At 55.9% G+C, this 18068-nt stretch carries 13 protein-coding genes and 2 tRNA genes; 6 read left to right on the top strand and 9 right to left on the bottom strand.

Annotation, left to right across the window (positions count from 1 at the left end):
* Nucleotides 1-126: 126 nt before the first annotated feature.
* The 7 genes from ACXIZX_RS02015 to rlmE form a co-directional block, all read right to left on the bottom strand.
* A tRNA-Met gene (locus ACXIZX_RS02015) sits at nt 127-203 on the bottom strand.
* 59 nt (nt 204-262) lie between these two features.
* Nucleotides 263-349, bottom strand: a tRNA-Leu gene (locus ACXIZX_RS02010).
* 49 nt (nt 350-398) lie between these two features.
* Complete coding sequence (gene secG / locus ACXIZX_RS02005) at nt 399-734, bottom strand: preprotein translocase subunit SecG (protein WP_061718246.1); 336 nt, start codon at nt 732-734, stop codon at nt 399-401.
* 217 nt (nt 735-951) lie between these two features.
* Nucleotides 952-2286 carry a phosphoglucosamine mutase gene (gene glmM, locus ACXIZX_RS02000; RefSeq protein ID WP_008104307.1) on the bottom strand — a complete coding sequence of 445 codons (1335 nt, stop codon included), beginning with the start codon at nt 2284-2286 and terminating at the stop codon, nt 952-954.
* 4 nt (nt 2287-2290) lie between these two features.
* On the bottom strand, nt 2291-3124 hold the full coding sequence (folP, locus tag ACXIZX_RS01995; protein WP_479403516.1) for a dihydropteroate synthase: 834 nt from the start codon (nt 3122-3124) through the stop codon (nt 2291-2293).
* Nucleotides 3125-3253: 129 nt separating this feature from the next.
* Entirely contained in the window at nt 3254-5161 is a 1908-nt protein-coding gene (gene ftsH, locus ACXIZX_RS01990) for an ATP-dependent zinc metalloprotease FtsH (RefSeq protein WP_036620266.1), read from the bottom strand.
* 175 nt (nt 5162-5336) lie between these two features.
* On the bottom strand, nt 5337-5966 hold the full coding sequence (gene rlmE, locus ACXIZX_RS01985) for a 23S rRNA (uridine(2552)-2'-O)-methyltransferase RlmE (protein WP_007886684.1): 630 nt from the start codon (nt 5964-5966) through the stop codon (nt 5337-5339).
* Nucleotides 5967-6091: 125 nt separating this feature from the next.
* Here rlmE and yhbY point away from each other — a divergent pair, with 125 nt between their 5' ends.
* Complete coding sequence (gene yhbY / locus ACXIZX_RS01980; protein ID WP_007886683.1) at nt 6092-6385, top strand: ribosome assembly RNA-binding protein YhbY; 294 nt, start codon at nt 6092-6094, stop codon at nt 6383-6385.
* Between the two features lie 126 nt (nt 6386-6511).
* Here yhbY and greA read toward each other — a convergent pair whose 3' ends face one another.
* Nucleotides 6512-6988 carry a transcription elongation factor GreA gene (gene greA, locus ACXIZX_RS01975; protein ID WP_008104312.1) on the bottom strand — a complete coding sequence of 159 codons (477 nt, stop codon included), beginning with the start codon at nt 6986-6988 and terminating at the stop codon, nt 6512-6514.
* Nucleotides 6989-7234: 246 nt separating this feature from the next.
* On the opposite strand from greA, the gene dacB reads away from it, so the two are divergent.
* Genes dacB through pmrB form a run of 3 tightly spaced genes read left to right on the top strand, consistent with a single transcriptional unit; the run spans nt 7235 to nt 10388 of the window.
* Nucleotides 7235-8668, top strand: a complete 1434-nt coding sequence (gene dacB / locus ACXIZX_RS01970; protein ID WP_036648341.1) for a serine-type D-Ala-D-Ala carboxypeptidase — start codon at nt 7235-7237, stop codon at nt 8666-8668.
* Nucleotides 8668-9330 (top strand): two-component system response regulator PmrA, encoded by a 663-nt coding sequence (gene pmrA / locus ACXIZX_RS01965; RefSeq protein ID WP_061718248.1) that lies wholly within the window; start codon nt 8668-8670, stop codon nt 9328-9330. The genes dacB and pmrA overlap by 1 nt, the downstream gene beginning before the upstream one ends.
* Nucleotides 9327-10388 carry a two-component system sensor histidine kinase PmrB gene (gene pmrB, locus ACXIZX_RS01960; RefSeq protein ID WP_479403515.1) on the top strand — a complete coding sequence of 354 codons (1062 nt, stop codon included), beginning with the start codon at nt 9327-9329 and terminating at the stop codon, nt 10386-10388. The genes pmrA and pmrB overlap by 4 nt, the downstream gene beginning before the upstream one ends.
* 6 nt (nt 10389-10394) lie before the next feature.
* Here pmrB and ACXIZX_RS01955 read toward each other — a convergent pair whose 3' ends face one another.
* Nucleotides 10395-12665: a TonB-dependent siderophore receptor gene (locus tag ACXIZX_RS01955; RefSeq protein ID WP_479403514.1), complete on the bottom strand. Its 2271-nt coding sequence runs from the start codon at nt 12663-12665 to the stop codon at nt 10395-10397.
* A 259-nt stretch (nt 12666-12924) separates the two neighbouring features.
* Here ACXIZX_RS01955 and fes point away from each other — a divergent pair, with 259 nt between their 5' ends.
* On the top strand, nt 12925-14154 hold the full coding sequence (fes, locus tag ACXIZX_RS01950) for an enterochelin esterase (RefSeq protein ID WP_479403513.1): 1230 nt from the start codon (nt 12925-12927) through the stop codon (nt 14152-14154).
* Entirely contained in the window at nt 14139-18050 is a 3912-nt protein-coding gene (locus ACXIZX_RS01945; RefSeq protein WP_479403512.1) for an amino acid adenylation domain-containing protein, read from the top strand. Before fes ends, ACXIZX_RS01945 begins: the two co-directional genes overlap by 16 nt.
* Nucleotides 18051-18068 lie beyond the last annotated feature (18 nt).

Below are 18068 nucleotides of genomic sequence, written 5' to 3'. Positions count from 1 at the left end.
TGTGACTGGACCCTGTACGCCGCATAGCGGCTTCGGAGCACAATCCAAAAGAATTTTTTTCAAAAATCACTGAGATTGCGTCCGTCGATGCATACAGTATATTTGAAAAAGAACTCTAAGGGAAAGTGGTTGCGGGGGCCGGATTTGAACCGACGACCTTCGGGTTATGAGCCCGACGAGCTACCAGGCTGCTCCACCCCGCGTCCGAAAACGTGGCGAATAATACGCCGACCTTGCAAAAAATGCAAGTTAAACTGAGATTTGGTACCGAGGACGGGACTTGAACCCGTAAGCCCTTTCGAGCACTACCACCTCAAGGTAGCGTGTCTACCAATTTCACCACCTCGGTACATCACTAGACTGCGACGTTGTTTTATCGCACTACAGCGTTGACGATCTTACTGCGGAATATCATTGCCCGGCGTTGCCGGTTTAGCTGGCTGAGTCTGCTGTTCAGACTGCACCGGCGCAGTGAGGTTATCCCACTCGCTACCTTTGGCTGTTTTATTACTGTTCAGGTTACCCAGAACCAAGCTGATGATGAAGAACAACGTAGCCAGTACCGCGGTCATGCGAGTCATAAAGTTGCCAGACCCATTAGAACCGAACAGCGTACCAGAAGCGCCCGCACCGAATGAGGCTCCCATATCAGCGCCTTTGCCTTGCTGCAGCATGATCAAACCTACGAGGCCAATCGCTACAATAAGGAAAACAACTAACAGAGCTTCGTACATAATCAACCTGTTTCCTTGCGCGTTATCTGCACAGTTAAAGCTTCAACCAATATCGATGGGGAGTCTCGTCATCACCCATCAGAAGCGGGTGTGAATACTAACCAAAGGCACATACCTCTGCAAGTGCAATTTTCACCATCGCTTTCGATTGCGGAAAAAAGCACCACCCCGGTGATTTTGCAGGCGGAAAGTACAAAATCTCTCCGCCTGAAACACCTTAAACCGCTTTTACTGCATCCGCGATTTTGTGCGCCAGCGCGCTGACCTGCGCCTCATCTTCGCCTTCTACCATCACACGAATCAGTGGCTCTGTGCCGGATTTGCGCAGCAACACACGACCACGCCCCGCCAGCGTTTTTTCTGCTTCTGCGGTCACGGCTTTCACGCTCTCGCTTTCCAGTGGATCGTGCTCGCCAGCGAAACGCACATTGACCAAAATCTGCGGCAGCATTTTCATGCCGCTGCACAGATCGTGAAGCGTCATATGGTTGCGCACGATTGCAGTGAGCACTTGCAAACTTGCCACGATGCCGTCGCCGGTGGTGGTTTTATCCAGCAGAATCACATGACCGGAGTTTTCCGCGCCTAAACGCCAGCCCTTCTCCTGCATTTTTTCCAGCACGTAGCGGTCGCCCACTTTCGCACGGGTAAATGGAATACCCAGCTGTTTCAGCGCCAGTTCCAGACCCATGTTACTCATCAGCGTGCCGACCACGCCGCCGCGCAATTGGCCCTGACGCAGCCCTTCGCGTGCAATGATGTAGAGAATCTGATCGCCATCGACTTTGTGACCTAAATGGTCAACCATCATGATGCGGTCGCCATCGCCGTCGTAAGCCAGTCCGAGATCGGCCTTCTCTTCCAACACGCGATGCTGCAGCAGACGCAAATCGGTCGCACCGCAATCTTTGTTGATGTTCATGCCATCCGGCTGCACGCCGATAGCAATCACCGTCGCACCCAGCTCACGCAGCACATTCGGCGCAATGTGGTAAGTCGCGCCGTTAGCGCAATCAACCACAATCTTCAGCCCATTCAGGCTCAGCTCGCTGGGGAACGTCCCTTTGCAGAATTCGATGTAACGACCTGCAGCATCGACAATGCGACTGGCGCGGCCCAGTTCAGCTGACTCCACGCAGGTGATCGGCTTTTCCATCTCCAGCTCAATGGCTTCTTCGACTTCGTCCGGCAGCTTGGTGCCTTCAGCAGAGAAGAATTTGATGCCATTGTCGTCGAAGGGATTATGCGAAGCCGAAATCACAATGCCGGCTTCAGCGCGGAAAGTGCGTGTCAGATAAGCAATAGCAGGTGTCGGCATCGGACCGGTGAAGGCTGCAGATAATCCCGCCGCCGCCAGACCCGCTTCCAGCGCCGATTCCAGCATATAGCCTGAAATACGCGTATCTTTACCAATCAATACTTTGCGTGAACCCTGACGCGCCAGCACCTTACCGGCCGCCCAGCCCAACTTGAGAACAAAATCAGGGGTAATCGGTGCTTCACCGACTTTGCCGCGAATACCATCTGTACCGAAATATTTACGATTACTCATGCCTTTATCCTTTTGCTCTCCGTGTCGCTTCGACGACGCGCATCGCTTCGACAGTCTCTTTCACATCATGCACGCGAATAATTTGCGCCCCTTGCATGGCGGCAATTACCGCACAGCTGAGGCTTCCGGTCAGGCGCTGCGCCGGACCGACATTTAGCAACTGACCAACCATCGACTTCCGCGACATCCCGACCAACAGCGGTAAGCCGTAATGGTGGAAATGGCTCAGATTGGCCAGCAGTTCATAGTTGTGGCTGAGATTCTTACCGAAACCGAAGCCAGGATCGAGCAGCAGATTATCTTTTTTGATACCGGCTGCTTCACATCGCGCAATCTGCGCAGCGAAGTAAGCGTCCACTTCGCTCACGATGTGGCTATATTCCGGTGCCTGCTGCATGGTGCGCGGTTCACCTTGCATGTGCATCAAACACACCGGCAAACCGGTTTCTGCTGCCGCTGCCAGCGCGCCCGGTTCGGACAGGGAACGAATGTCATTGATGATGTGAGCGCCCACTCGCGCCGCTTCACGAATCACTTCTGGTTTGGAAGTATCGACGGAAATCCACACCTCAAAACGCTGCGCGATGGCCTCCACCACCGGAATGACGCGTGCCAGCTCTTCCTCCACGCTGACTTCATCAGCGCCCGGACGCGTTGATTCACCGCCCACATCAATGATGGTGGCACCGGCGTTCACCATTTCATTGGTGTGCGTCAGCGCATCGATCAGCGTGTTGTGGCTTCCACCATCAGAGAAAGAGTCCGGCGTGACATTCAAAATGCCCATCACATGGGGAAAAGAGAGATCGAGATGGGAATCACGGGCGAACAACTTCATGGCGAGAATCTCCTTGAGGAATCACTGAATCGCAGAATGTAAAAAACCCCGGACTTGCCGGGGTTTGCATTGTAACAAGTATTGCGGCTGCAAATCTGGCGCAGAGCAACGCATCCCGCCAGGACGCTATCACATGATCTTGTCTGAACCCGGTGTTTTCGGGTCATCAACAGGACGTGGAGCCTGCGTAGAGTCGCCATTACCCACAGCAACTTTCGCCTCTTCCCAACCTGCTGGTGGACGCACTTCACGGCGTGCCATCAGATCGCTGATTTGCGGTGCATCGATGGTCTCATACTTCATCAGCGCGTCTTTCATCGCGTGAAGGATGTCCATGTTTTCATTCAGAATACGGCGTGCACGCTGATAGTTGGTATCGATAAGGTGTTTAACTTCCTGATCGATAATGCGCGCCGTTTCATCTGACATGTGTTTTGCTTTCGCCACTGAACGACCGAGGAATACTTCACCCTCTTCTTCAGCGTAAAGCAATGGACCCAGCTTCTCAGAGAAGCCCCACTGCGTAACCATGTTGCGCGCTACGCTGGTTGCCATTTTAATGTCAGATGAAGCACCGGTAGAAACATAGTCCGGACCATAAATGATCTCTTCCGCCAGACGTCCGCCGTAAGCCACAGAAATACGGCTTTCCAGCTTCTGACGGTTGGCGCTGATTTCATCGCCCACTGGCAAGAAGAAGGCCACACCCAGAGCACGACCACGCGGGATGATGGTGACCTTGTGCACCGGATCGTAACCCGGAACCAGCGTACCGACGATCGCGTGACCCGCTTCATGATAGGCCGTCGATTCTTTCTGCTCTTCGGTCATCACCATGGAGCGACGTTCTGCACCCATCATGATTTTGTCTTTGGCTTTTTCAAACTCAACCATCGAAACCACACGCTTGTTGCCGCGAGCAGCAAACAGCGCAGCTTCGTTGACCAGGTTAGCCAAATCCGCACCGGAGAAGCCAGGCGTACCACGTGCGATGACTGAAGGATCCATATCGGTTGCCAGCGGCACACGACGCATATGGACTTTCAGAATCTGCTCACGACCACGCACGTCTGGCAGACCGACGACAACCTGACGGTCAAAGCGGCCTGGACGCAGCAGCGCCGGGTCAAGTACGTCTGGACGGTTAGTTGCCGCGATAACGATGATGCCTTCATTACCTTCAAAGCCATCCATCTCAACCAGCATCTGGTTCAGCGTTTGTTCACGTTCATCGTGACCACCGCCTAAACCTGCGCCACGCTGACGGCCAACCGCATCGATTTCATCGATAAAGATGATGCACGGCGCAGCTTTCTTCGCTTGTTCGAACATGTCACGCACACGAGATGCACCAACACCGACAAACATTTCAACGAAGTCAGAACCGGAAATAGTAAAGAACGGTACTTTGGCTTCGCCAGCAATCGCTTTCGCCAGCAGCGTTTTACCGGTACCCGGAGGGCCGACCATCAGGACGCCTTTCGGGATTTTACCGCCCAGTTTCTGGAAACGGCTCGGCTCACGCAGATACTCAACCAGCTCACCCACTTCTTCTTTGGCCTCATCACAACCGGCCACGTCAGCAAAAGTGGTTTTGATCTGATCTTCGGTCAGCATGCGGGCTTTGCTCTTGCCGAAGGACATCGCGCCCTTGCCGCCGCCGCCCTGCATCTGCCGCATAAAGAAGATCCACACGCCAATCAGCAGCAGCATTGGGAACCATGAGATGAAGATGGAAGCCAGCAGGCTTGGTTCTTCAGGCGGTTCGCCAACTACTTTGACGTTTTTGGTCAACAGGTTATCGAGTAACTTAGGATCGTTGACGGGGATATAGGTGGTGTATTTATTGCTGTCTTTTTTGACAACGTTAATCTCACGCCCGTTAATTCGTGCCTCGCGGACCTGATCTTGGTTCACTTCCGATAGGAAAGTTGAATAATCAACCCTACGGCCATTCGACTCGCTGGGCCCAAAGCTCTGGAATACAGACATCAGCACGACCGCGATGACTAACCAGAGAATCAGGTTTTTCGCCATGTCACTCAAGGGATTAACCTCATATTACAACGATGTTAACAGACAGCGTAGGGTACTATAGTTCCTTCATACCTGGAATCGCAGTGCGGATGATTTTGCTTGTTTACCCTGAAACTCAGAATTACACATCAGAGTAAACGCATTGGTCGTCTTGCTTTGATTCCGGCAATTCGGGCTAAAGTTTGCGCCCCGTCGCCACAATGTACACTTCGCGCGAACGTAATCGCGAAGCGTCCGGCTTACGAATTTTCACTTTCGTAAACAGGGAGCGAATTTCCCGCAGGTATTCATCGAAGCCATCTCCCTGAAACACTTTCACGACAAAACTGCCGCCTGGGGCCAGGATATCCCGACACATTTCCAGCGCCAATTCTACCAAATACATCGAACGTGGAATATCAACCGCAGGTGTACCGCTCATGTTGGGTGCCATATCAGACATCACCACCTGCACCTTTTGGTCGCCTACGCGCTCCAGTAAGGCGTTAAGTACCGCCTCATCTCGAAAATCGCCCTGCAAAAAATCAACGCCGACAATTGGATCCATTGGTAACAGATCGCAGGCGATGATACGACCACTTGATCCGATAAGCTGAACCACATATTGCGACCAACCGCCGGGTGCCGCACCGAGATCAACAACTGTCATCCCGGGTTTGAAAATCTTGTCACCCTGCTGAATTTCTTCAAGTTTAAACCAGGCACGCGAACGTAACCCTTTTTTCTGTGCCTGCAGCACATATTTATCGCTAAAGTGTTCCTGTAGCCAGCGACTGGAACTGGCCGAACGCTTTTTACCCGTCATAATTTTTCCAATTAAATCGTCATCGTAGCGATAAATCAGCACGCAATGGTCGCGTTGATTTGGCGATATACCCGAGATGGCGGTAGAATGAACCGTTTTCAATCCCTGAGTAAGCAAAAAATACGATGAATCTGAGTACCAAACAAAAACAGCACCTGAAAGGCCTTGCCCATCCGCTTAAGCCGGTTGTCATGCTGGGCGGTAATGGCCTGACCGAAGGCGTGCTCGCCGAAATCGAACTGGCGCTCGAGCATCACGAATTGATCAAGGTAAAAATTGCCTCGGAAGATCGTGAAACTAAGCAGCTGATCGTGGACGCTATCGTGCGTGAGACTAAAGCAGGCAACGTACAGGTAATCGGCAACACGCTGGTGCTGTATCGCCCTGCCAAAGAGCGTAAAATTACTCTTCCGCGTTAATCATGCCTTTAAAGGCGGCGACGGGCAAAGAAAGTGCCACGCTCCTGCATGTGATAAAAGGCCGCAATGCGGCCTTTTTCCTTTCTTTACAAAATGCAGCGACATATTGCAAAGCGTAGCAATATCTTAAAGGTATTCCACCTTCAGGACTTCATATTCCACATCCCCGCCCGGGGTTTTCACAATCGCGACATCGTCTGCTGATTTTCCAACCAATCCACGCGCCATCGGCGAGTTCACCGAAATCAGGTTCTGTTTGAAGTCCGCTTCATCGTCACCCACGATGCGATAGGTGAACTCTTCATCCGTATCTACATTGAGGATGGTCACAGTAGCGCCAAAAATCACGCGACCGGTTTTCGGCATGGCAGTCACATCAATGACTTGCGCATTAGAAAGCTTGGCTTCGATCTCCTGAATACGACCCTCGCAGAAACCCTGTTCTTCGCGAGCCGCATGATATTCGGCATTCTCTTTCAAATCGCCGTGCTCACGGGCTGTGGCGATGGAGGCGATAATGCGCGGACGCTTCACGGATTTCAGTTCGTTCAGCTCTTCGCGTAGCTTCTCAGCGCCTTTCAACGTCATCGGAATCTGATTCATTTTGGCTCCTCGTCATCTATCCTGGTTAACGGCGTCATCCTGACCGGTGACAGCAGAAAACTGCTTCTGCGGCGCGTTACCTCTTTTCACAAGCAAAAGAAGCCTGACCGGGAAAGCTTTCCGGGTCAGGTTCGGTTTTGCATTTTGATACGTATTTTACCCCAGAGTTCCCTGTGGGTCATCGTTTACTTTGCACCGTCCGGGGACGTAGTATTGACGCCCTCACCCGTCAGTTACCGCGAGATTATGCGATTTTCACGACTTGTTACCGGATTAACCTGTGCGTTTATGCTGCAGGCACAAGCAGCCCCCGTTGATGAATACATGCAGTATTTGCCAGACGGCGCAAACCTGGCGCTGATGGTACAAAAAGTGGGCGCATCCACCCCAATAATCGATTATCACGGCAAACAGATGGCGTTACCGGCCAGCACCATGAAAGTGGTGACAGCGCTGGCGGCTTTGTTAGAACTCGGACCCGATTTCCGTTTCCAGACCACCATGGAGACCAAAGGTGCAGTTAACGATGGCACCTTGAATGGCGATTTAGTGGCGCGTTTTGGCGGCGATCCCACGCTGGGTCGCCAGGATCTGCGCAACATGGTTGCCGCGCTGAAAAAGCAGGGCATCACCCATATCAAGGGCAACCTGGTGATCGACACCTCGGTGTTTGCCAGCCACGATATGGCGCCAGGCTGGCCGTGGAACGATCTGACACAGTGCTTCAGCGCGCCGCCGGGCGCGGCAATCGTCGATAAAAACTGTTTCTCGGTTTCGCTGTATAGCGCCAATACGCCGGGCGAAAACGCCTTTGTGCGTATCGCTTCCTATTATCCGGCCCACATGTTTAGTCAGGTGCGCACCATCGGTCGCAACAGCGGTGACGGACAATATTGCGAGCTGGATGTCGTACCAGGCGAGCTCAATCGCTACACCTTAACCGGCTGCATGCGCCAACGTTCAGAGCCGCTGCCGCTGGCATTTGCCGTGCAGGATGGTGCTGCGTGGGCCGGTGAGATTCTTAAAGCCGAATTGCGCGCCGCCGACATTGATTACAGCGGGCATCTGGTTCGCCAGTCGCAAGTGACGTCGCCGGGAACCGTGTTGGCTTCAACGCAATCTGCGCCGCTGCACACGCTGCTGCACACCATGCTGAAGAAGTCGGACAATATGATTGCCGATACCGTGTTCCGCACCATCGGCCATCACTACTTCAACGTGCCGGGCACCTTCCGCGCGGGTTCGGATGCGGTACGTCGCATTCTGCGCGAAAAAGCCGGTGTCGATCTCGGCAACAGCATTCAGGTCGATGGTTCCGGCCTGTCGCGTCATGACCTGATCGCGCCAGACACCATGATGCAAGTACTGCAATACATTGCGAAAAATGATTCAACGCTGAATTACATTTCGATGTTGCCGCTGGCCGGTTACGACGGCACGCTGCAATATCGCGGCGGTCTGCACGAAGCAGGACTGGATGGCAAAGTATCGGCGAAAACCGGTTCGCTGCAGGGCGTCTATAATCTGGCAGGATTCATCACCACCTCCAGCGGCGCGCGCGTCGCCTTTGTCCAGTTCCTGTCCGGCTATGCTGTGCCGCCGGAAGATCAGAAAACGCGCCGCATTCCGCTGGTACGTTTTGAGAGCCGCCTCTATACGGATATCAACAAGAACAACTGATGAAACTGCTAATTGTTGAAGATGACGCACTATTGCAATCGGGCCTTGCGCAGGCACTAACCTCTCAGGGCTACGCCATCGACTGCGCCAGCACGGCCGCAGAGAGCAATGCGCTGCTGCGTAGCGGGCAATACAGCCTGATCGTGCTCGATCTCGGCTTGCCGGATCGCGATGGTGCTTCGCTGCTGCGTCAATGGCGACGCGACGGCATTGCGGTGCCGGTGCTGATCCTCACGGCGCGCGATGCGCTGGAGGATCGCGTTGATGGTCTGGATGCCGGCGCTGATGATTATCTGGTGAAGCCGTTTGCACTGGTCGAGTTACAGGCACGCGTGCGAGCGCTGATTCGCCGTTATCAGGGCCACAGCGATAACCTGCTGCAGCAAGGCGATCTGACGCTCAATCTCAGTTCGCAGCAGGTCTTGCTGGAAGCGATCCCGCTGGAGATCACGCCAAAAGAGTTCGCGTTGCTCACCCGCTTACTGATGCGCGTGGGGCAAAACGTGCACCGCGAAACGCTGCAGCAGGATCTCTACAGCTGGAATGACGATCCCGGTTCCAACACCCTTGAAGTTCACATCCACAATTTACGTCGCAAGCTCGGGAAAGATCGCATCAAAACCGTGCGCGGCGTCGGTTACCGTCTGGAAATCCGCGAATGAACAGCATGCGTCAGCGGTTACTGATTATGCTGGCGCTGATTCTCCTCACCTGTCAGGTGATGAGCGCCATCTGGCTGTGGCATGAAAGCCGCGAGCAGATCAGTTTTTTGGTCAACGAAACGCTCTCGGCGCAGGCGCGAAACGATCGCGTGGAAAACGAGATTCGTGAGGCGATTGCCTCGTTGCTGCTGCCTTCCTTAGTGATGGTCGCCCTCACTTTGATGCTGTCGTTTTGGGCGATAAACTGGATTATCCGTCCGCTGAAATCGCTGCAAGACAGCCTTGCGCATCGTTCAGCGGATAATCTAACGCCATTGCCGATCTACTCCGAAATGGATGAGATCGTGGCGGTAACCACTTCGATCAACCAATTGTTTTCACGCCTCGATCACACCTTACAGCAGGAACGCCTGTTTACCGCCGATGCCGCGCACGAGTTGCGTACGCCGCTGGCCGGATTGCGCCTGCATCTCGAGCTGCTCCACCAGCAGAACGTGCCGCAGAGCGAGATGCTGATTGAACGCATCGATCAGCTGATGCACACCGTGGAACAGCTTTTAATGTTATCGCGCGCCGGACAAGCGCTGGCGGGCGGTCACTATCAGCAGTTGCAGTGGCAACAAGACATCATGCAACCGCTGAAACCAGAAATGGCCGAGATGTATCAACAGCGTCAGCAAATTGTGCATTGGCCGCAGAATAACGATGTACCGCAGCAAGGCGAAGCGGTGCTGCTGCGCCTGATGCTGCGCAATCTGCTGGAAAACGCCTCGCGCTATAGCCCGGAAGGCAGTGAAGTCGCAGTGAAGATGCAGCAGGACAAGCAGCAGGTGATTATCGAAGTATGGGATCAAGGTCCGGGCATTGAAGCCGCCGCGGCGGAAGAGCTCACGCAGGCGTTTCGTCGTCGCGATCAGCGTTACGGCGGCAGCGGTTTGGGTCTGAATATCGTACTGCGCATCGTGCAGATGCATCGCGGCAGGCTGGAATTGGTCAATCGTGAAGATCGCAGCGGGCTGATTGCCCGCTGCTATTTACCGCATCAACTAATTGGCTAAACGCCGTTAGAAGTGGGTATTCAGGCTCATAAAGTAAGTACGACCGGATTCGTTGTAAGTATTGGCGCCGGCACCATACAGATAAGAGTTGGTGTTGGCGTTACCGGTGGTTTGCGCATTACCTTCGCGATAGTGACGTTTATCGAACAGGTTATCGATGCCCACCGTGACGCTGGCGTACTTGTTGATATCGTAAGTACCGCTCATGCCGATAATTGAGTAAGGACTCACTTTATCCGTTGCGCTGCCGGTAGAAAGATTCCCTTTGTAATCATACTTCTTCGGCGTCTGCGTGCCGTACCAGGTCAGCGTGGTTTGCAGCGACAGATCCTGCGTCGCCTGCCAGCTCAGCGTCGAGTTCAGCGTGTACTCCGGAATCACCGATAAACGATCGCCGGTCTCTTTGTTCTTACTCTGCAGCATATAAGTGAAGTTATTGTTCCACGTCACGCTGTCGGAGAACGGCACGTTGACGGTGCCTTCCAGCCCTTCCACCACCGCTTTCGGTACGTTTTCCCACTTATAAATATCGGTGGTGCCATTGGATGCTTTGCTGACTGGCGAGTAACCGGCTTCGATCTTGTTACGATAATCGTTGCGGAACCAGGTCAAACCGGCCTGATAACCTTCGTGTTTCCACTCCAGCCCGATCTCTTTGTTGATGCTGTTTTCTGCTTTCAGATCGCTGTTGCCTTGCAGATAACACGCGCCGGTGCTGGCCGCACAACCCTGACCATTGCTGTACAACAGATAGTTCGGGTTGGTTTGATACAGGCTCGGCGCTTTGTAAGCGCGTCCAATCCCCATCTTCAGCGTGAAGTCATCGCCCAAACCTTGCGACAGGTTGAGCGACGGGCTCCAGTTATTGCCAACAATTGAGTGATGATCGAAACGCAGGCTTGGCGTCAGCATGGTGCTGTCGGTCAGCTCCATGTTGTCTTCCGCAAACAGCGAGAAAATCTCTGCCTGGGAATACGGGCTGCGGCCGGTGTTATCGATGCCCGGCACCGAACCGTAGTTCGCCGCCTGCGTGTTGGAAGAACCGTCTTTCATGCGCTGCTGGTTCCATTCGGTACCCAGCGTCGCGGTTTGGTTAAACAGCAGCTCAAACGGAATGCTGACTTCGCTATGCAGCAGCACGTCATCCAGCTGAATAGTGCTGAAACCGCTGTTGGAGAAGATGCCTTCGGTGCCGCCCGCCAAACCTTCGTTAATGCGCGAGTTGCGGGTTTTCTCGTAGCGCGCGTAGGTATTGGTGCTGACGCCGTTATCCCATGCGCCGGTCCATTTCAATGAAATGTTCTGGCGATACAGGCGGTTAGTTTCGTCGCCGTACATGCTTTTCACCAGCGCGCTGGTGTTGGTGTTCTGCGTGTCACCCGCATACAGGTTGCCCTGACGGCTGAAACCGCCCTGCAGCTCCAGCGTCTGCATCGGCGCAAACGCCCAACTCAGCAATGCATTGATATCTTTATTAACCGAGCCTTCACGACCCGCCGGATAGCTGCCCGCATAGGTTCCGGTACGTGCAGCCGCATGCCCTTCGTTGATGTCATAGGCATCGGCCTGGGTTTTGGCTAAACCGCCGTACAAACGGAAGTTGAAATCATCGCCCAGCGGCCCTTCGAGACTGAAGTTGGTGCGCTTGGTCGCGCCTTCCGCTTTATGTTCCGGCACGTTGAAATAGGTGTTCCAGGAACCGTGCCACTGCTGATCGGTCTGTTTTTTGGTGATGATATTCACCACGCCGCCCGCTGCACCGTTGCCGTAACGCACCGCTGCCGGTCCGCGAATCACGTCGATGTGATCGATCATCTCCGGCGGCACCCAGTTGGTATCGCCACGCGTATCACGTTCACCACGCCAGCCAAGGCGCACCGAATTGCGGCTGGTGATCGGCATGCCATCCACCATGATCAGGGTGTTTTCCGGGCCCATGCCGCGAATATCGATCTGGCGATTGTTTCCGCGCTGGCCGCTGGTGGAGTTGCCGGTCAGGTTAACGCCAGGCATGGTACGGATAATTTCGGATACATCGCGTGCTGGCGGATGTTTTTTGATCTCGTCGGCGGTAATGGTTGAAACGCCCGGCGCTTGCAGGTTCTGCTGCTGCGCGGTGACCATCAAGGTGCCGCCGTCCATTGATTGTGCGTCAGTGGTGCTGGCTGAGGTTTTGCTGGAAGAAGTCTCTGCTGCCCAGGCGCTGCTGGAAAGCAGTGAGGCGCTGAGCCCCAGTTCAATCAGAATGGCTAATGATAACCGTGAGTAATTTTTCATTTTATACGTTCCTGGATGGCCAGCGAAAAGCCGTTGGATGCTTAACTGGCGAGCCGGTGAGAAGATCCCTGTCCATATCGCGCCCAGTTCCAGACCCTTCAAACCATCCGTAGCGCAACCTTACCGAACGGTAAGCATCAGGCGGAACAGGCGTGCTCATTTTTGAGCGCAGTCACCCTATTGCAAATGCAAATTATTATCAATAGTATTATTCATCAAGCTTATGTAAATCTCCGCGTAAACACCGACTGGCAGCCCTATGACCTGGCGAAATGATGTAACCGGCAGTGAAGCCTGGTGGCAGGCGCAACAATCCCAAGGCATTCCCCGCATTGAGTTAGCAGACGATGGCCAATGCCAGGTCACCTTCTTCTGGCGTGACCCGCAAGGCGATGAAACGCAATCGTCGACCCAGCGCGTGTGGATCAACATCACCGGCGTGACCGATCACCACCAGCGCCGCCCGCCGCAGTCGTTAATGCGTGTGAGTGGCACTAACGTCTGGTATTGGCAGACTTCGCTGCCCGCCAACTGGCGCGGCAGTTACTGTTTGATGCCCGATGAACAGGCCACCGACTTCACCGGCGTTGCCGAGATGTCCACACTGCGCAACTGGTGGCGCGACAAATTCCCGACGGCGCAGGCCGATCCTTTGAATCACTTACGTGGCTGGTCCGGTGGTCGCGGCATGGTCGTATCGCCGCTGCATCTGCCGCACGCGCCCAATCAACAACTGTGGCAAGCGGTGGATCACGGCACAGCGCCAGCCATTGAACTGCAACAGCAGCAATGGGATAGCGCACTATTAGGCAACAGTCGCAAGGTATGGATTTACACCACCGGCGAGGCCAATCCTGCACAGCGTCCACTGGCCATCATGCTCGACGGGCAATTCTGGGCGCACAGCATGCCGATTGCCGGACCGCTGCAGCAGCTCACCGATGCCGGTTCTTTGCCGCCGGCGGTGTATCTGTTTATCGACATCATCGACAGTGAACACCGCAGCCGCGAGCTGCCGTGCAACGCGCAGTTTTGGCAAGCCATGCAGCAAGAACTGTTACCGCAAATCGCACAATCAACGCCTTATCGCCAGCAGGCGGACAGCACCATCGTCGCCGGACAAAGCTTTGGCGGCCTGGCGTCGGTGTTTGCCGCGCTGCACTGGCCGGAAACTTTCGGCAACGCGCTCAGCTTGTCCGGGTCCTTCTGGTGGCCGGAACGCGGCAATCCGCACGGCTGGCTGCTGCAGGCGCTGGATAGCGGTCTCGCGCCGCGCCAACCGCTGCGTTTCTGGCTCGAAGCCGGCAAACGCGAAGGCTTGATTCTCCAAGCTAATCAACAACTTCAACAGCAGCTTAGCGCTGCCGGCTATCAGGTAAATTACCAGCCGGTGGAAGGCGGCCATGACGCGCTCTGTTGGCGCGGCGGCCTGCTGAATGGCCTGCAAGCGCTGTGGAGCAAACCGGAGCATCCATGTCCGAATCTCTGATGAACATGCCTATGACCGACCAAAAAACCTTGCCGTTAGTCGCGGCACAGCCCGGCATCTGGATTGCCGATCAGCTGTCACCGCACCACAACGCTTACGCAGTGGCGCACTTTGTCGAACTGCGCGGTGAGATTGATAGCGCCCTGTTGGCCCAGTCGATCGTGGCGGGCATGCAGGAAGCCGACACGCTGAACATGGCATTTGGCGAAGTGGAAGGCGAAGCGTTGCAGTGGCCGCAGCCACACTCCTTTAGCCTGCCGCAGATTGTCGATTTGCGTGCTGAGGCCGATGCGCCCGCCACAGCGCGTGCACTGATGCGTGACGACATGAATGGCGATCTGCGCGTATTAAGCGGCGCAAAACTGTGGCATCACCGCCTGTTCCGTCTCGACGATCAGCATTGGTTCTGGTATCAGCGCTATCACCATTTGGTAGTGGATGGCTTCAGCTTTACCGCGTTGACGCGCCGCATCGCCAATCTCTATACCGCAGCCGTACAGCAGCAAGCCGCTGAACCGACGCCGTTTATTCCGTTTAGCGAAGTGGTGGACGAGTATCAGCGCTATCGTGAATCCTCCTCCTTTGCGCGTGACAGCCAGTTCTGGCGCGAAAAAGGCGCGGCGCTGCCTTCACCAGCTTCGCTCTCGCCGCTGCCGCTCGCCGGACAAAATGCCAGCACCGATCTGCTGCGCCACAGCGTTACGCTGGATCGCAGCACCTTCCAGACGCTGGTTCAGCAGCATCCGCACGCCAGCGCCGCCGATCTCGCCTTTGCGCTGGTAGCGCTGTGGCTGGCGCGTCTCAGCGGGCAAAACGACTTTGCCGCCGGTTTCATCTTTATGCGCCGTATCGGCTCGGCCGCCTTGTGCGCCACCGGCCCGGTGATCAACGTATTGCCGATGGCGGTACATTACGATCCAACGCAACCGATCAGCGCGCTCGCCGCCCAGCTGGCGGGCGAAGTGAAAAAGATGCGTCGTCATCAGCGCTATGACGCTGAGCAGGTGCAGCGCGATCTCGGCCGTCTCGGCGATGGCGATCCGCTGTATGGACCGGTGATCAATCTGAAGATGTTTGATTACCAACTCGATTTCGCTGGCGTGGAAGGCATTACGCATCAGCTGGCGTCAGGCCCGGTGCGCGATCTGGAAATCGCCATCTATATCAGCGAGCACGGTGAACTGACGCTGGAGCTGCTGGCGAATGCCGAACGCTACAGCGAACAAACTTTGCAACGTCACGCCAGCCGCTTTGCTCTGCTGCTCGATCAGCTGGCGCAACAGCCGCTACGGCCGTGCGGCGAACTCGACCTGCTCACCGCCGAAGAACATGCGCAGATTGCCGCGATCAACCAAACCGCCTATCCGCTGCCAGCTGAAACGCTCGCTTCCCTGTTAGCGCAACAGGCGGCGCGTACGCCCGATGCACCAGCGCTGGCCGACGCACAGCATCAGCTTAGCTACCGCGAAATGCAGCAGCAGGTGTTTGCGCTGGCCGCCGATCTCAGCGCCGCAGGCGTGCAGCGTGGCGATATTGTCGCCGTGGCGCTGCCGCGTTCGGTGCAGCTCTCGCTGGCGCTGCAGGCGATTGTTTCGCTCGGTGCCGCCTACTTGCCGCTCGATACCGGATACCCGGATGGCCGTTTGCAGCTGATGTTAGAGGACGCCGCGCCGAAAACGCTGATCACCTCCGCGGCGCTCAGCGCGCGCTTCAGCGCCATCGCGTCGGTCAATCAGTTGCATTTTGATGTGCTGTATAACAACCCGCATGCGCCGCAGCCGGCCAGCGAGCCGACGCCGCAGGATGGCGCCTACATCATTTACACCTCAGGTTCGACCGGTCGACCTAAAGGCGTGCTGGTGGGACATGAAGCCATCGTCAATCGCCTGTTGTGGATGCAGGATCGCTATCCGCTGCAAGCCGATGATGTGGTGCTGCAGAAAACCCCGAGCAGCTTCGACGTTTCGGTGTGGGAATTCTTCTGGCCGCTGCTGGTCGGTGCGCAGTTGGTGATGGCACCGCCAGAAGCCCATCGCGACCCGGAAGCGCTACAGCAGTTGTTTGCCCGCTACCAAGTCACCACCACGCATTTCGTCCCCTCAATGCTGGCGGCCTTTGTCGCGGCGCTGGATGATCAACCGGCGATTGCCTGCTGCGCCAGCCTGCGCAACGTGTTCTGCAGCGGTGAAGCGCTGCCAACGGATTTATCGCGCGAGTGGGAAAAACTGACGCGCGTGCCGCTGCATAATCTGTATGGCCCCACCGAAGCGGCGGTGGATGTCAGCTGGTATCCGGCGTTTGGTGATGCATTGGCCGCGGTCGAAGGTGCCAGCGTGCCGATTGGTTTTCCGGTGTGGAATACCGGCCTGCGCATCCTTGATGCCCGCATGCAGCCGGTGCCGCCGGGCGTGGCGGGCGATCTCTACTTAACCGGCGTGCAACTGGCGCATGGCTACCTTGGCCGTCCCGATCTCACCGCCAGCCGCTTTATCGCCGATCCTTTTGTGCCCGGCGAACGCATGTATCTTACCGGCGACGTAGCGCGCTGGCTGGATAACGGCGCGGTGGAATATCTCGGCCGCAGCGACGATCAGCTGAAGATTCGCGGTCAGCGCATCGAACTGAATGAAATCGATCATGTGCTCAGCGCGCAGCCCGGCATTGAACAGGCGGTCACACACGCGGTGGTACTCGGTGGCACAGCGGCGCAAGGTGATGCGCGCCAGCTGGTCGGCTACGTGATTGCAGAGCAGCCGGTTGATAGCGACGCGCTGCGTCAGGCGCTGGCGCAACGCTTGCCCGCGCATATGGTGCCGGTGGCAATTGTGCAGCTCGATGCCTTCCCGCTCAGCAGCAACGGCAAACTGGATCGTAAAGCGCTGCCGTTGCCGGAATCTGCTGGCGTCAGCGCTGGACGTGCCCCGCTCGCCGGGCTGGAAACCACCTTAGCCAATGCTTTCTGTCAGCTGCTGGCGCGTGAGGAAATCAGCGCGCAGGATGACTTTTTCGCCCTCGGCGGCCATTCGCTGCTGGCGATGCGCTTAGCGGCGCAGTTGCGCCGTGAACTGCAACAGCCGGTCTCGGTGGGGCAAATCATGGTGGCATCGACGGTGGAGAAACTGGCAACGCTGCTCAGTGATACGCAATCACATCAGCAAGCCGGTTTCGAAGCGGTGCTGCCGCTGCGTAAGAGCAACGGACCGACGCTGTTCTGTTTCCATCCGGCGTCGGGTTTTGCCTGGCAGTTCAGTATCCTGCAGCGTTATCTCGATCAACGCTGGTCGCTGGTGGGCATTCAGTCGCCGGATATCGACAGCCCGCTGAACCAAAGTGCACATCTGGATGAGGTGTGCGACGCCCATCTGCAAACCCTGCGCGAGGTGCAGCCGCACGGACCTTACTATTTCCTCGGCTATTCGCTGGGCGGAACTTTGGCACAAGGCATCGCCGCACGGCTGGAAGCGGCAGGTGAAGAAGTGGCGTTCCTTGGCCTGCTGGATACCTGGCCGCCGGAAACGCAAAACTGGGATGAGAAACGCGGCGAGAACGTGCTGGATCCGGCGGTGCTGGAAGAGGTGAATCGCGAGCGCGAGCAGTTTATCGCCGCGCAGCGTCATCAGGCCGGTGAAGAGATGCGTGCGATGTTCGATACCATCGAAGCCAACTACGCCAGCTCGGTGCGCCTGCTGGCAACGGCCCGCAGCGCCCGTTTCAACGGTCGCGCCACGCTGTTCCTCGCCGAGCAGACGCAGCAGCCTGGACAAGATACGCGCCGCGCCTGGGCGCCGTATGTCGGTGAACTGGAGGTGTGGCCGATGGATTGCGCTCACGTGGAGATCATTTCACCGCAGATGTTTGAGCAGATTGGGCCGTTGTTGCAGGAGTTATTGGGATAATTTGAAAGAAGGTCGCCA

Source organism: Candidatus Pantoea symbiotica (genome assembly GCF_056491525.1).
Note: the sequence above shows the minus strand (reverse complement) of the source record. Positions and strands in the feature narration are given on the sequence as shown.

Bases quoted from the DNA above. Each gene is read 5' to 3' on its own strand.
- secG (WP_061718246.1), bottom strand. From the start codon at position 734: ATGTACGAAGCTCTGTTAGTTGTTTTCCTTATTGTAGCGATTGGCCTC.
- glmM (WP_008104307.1), bottom strand. From the start codon at position 2,286: ATGAGTAATCGTAAATATTTCGGTACAGATGGTATTCGCGGCAAAGTC.
- folP (WP_479403516.1), bottom strand. From the start codon at position 3,124: ATGAAGTTGTTCGCCCGTGATTCCCATCTCGATCTCTCTTTTCCCCAT.
- ftsH (WP_036620266.1), bottom strand. From the start codon at position 5,161: ATGGCGAAAAACCTGATTCTCTGGTTAGTCATCGCGGTCGTGCTGATG.
- rlmE (WP_007886684.1), bottom strand. From the start codon at position 5,966: ATGACGGGTAAAAAGCGTTCGGCCAGTTCCAGTCGCTGGCTACAGGAA.
- yhbY (WP_007886683.1), top strand. From the start codon at position 6,092: ATGAATCTGAGTACCAAACAAAAACAGCACCTGAAAGGCCTTGCCCAT.
- greA (WP_008104312.1), bottom strand. From the start codon at position 6,988: ATGAATCAGATTCCGATGACGTTGAAAGGCGCTGAGAAGCTACGCGAA.
- dacB (WP_036648341.1), top strand. From the start codon at position 7,235: ATGCGATTTTCACGACTTGTTACCGGATTAACCTGTGCGTTTATGCTG.
- pmrA (WP_061718248.1), top strand. From the start codon at position 8,668: ATGAAACTGCTAATTGTTGAAGATGACGCACTATTGCAATCGGGCCTT.
- pmrB (WP_479403515.1), top strand. From the start codon at position 9,327: ATGAACAGCATGCGTCAGCGGTTACTGATTATGCTGGCGCTGATTCTC.
- ACXIZX_RS01955 (WP_479403514.1), bottom strand. From the start codon at position 12,665: ATGAAAAATTACTCACGGTTATCATTAGCCATTCTGATTGAACTGGGG.
- fes (WP_479403513.1), top strand. From the start codon at position 12,925: ATGACCTGGCGAAATGATGTAACCGGCAGTGAAGCCTGGTGGCAGGCG.
- ACXIZX_RS01945 (WP_479403512.1), top strand. From the start codon at position 14,139: ATGTCCGAATCTCTGATGAACATGCCTATGACCGACCAAAAAACCTTG.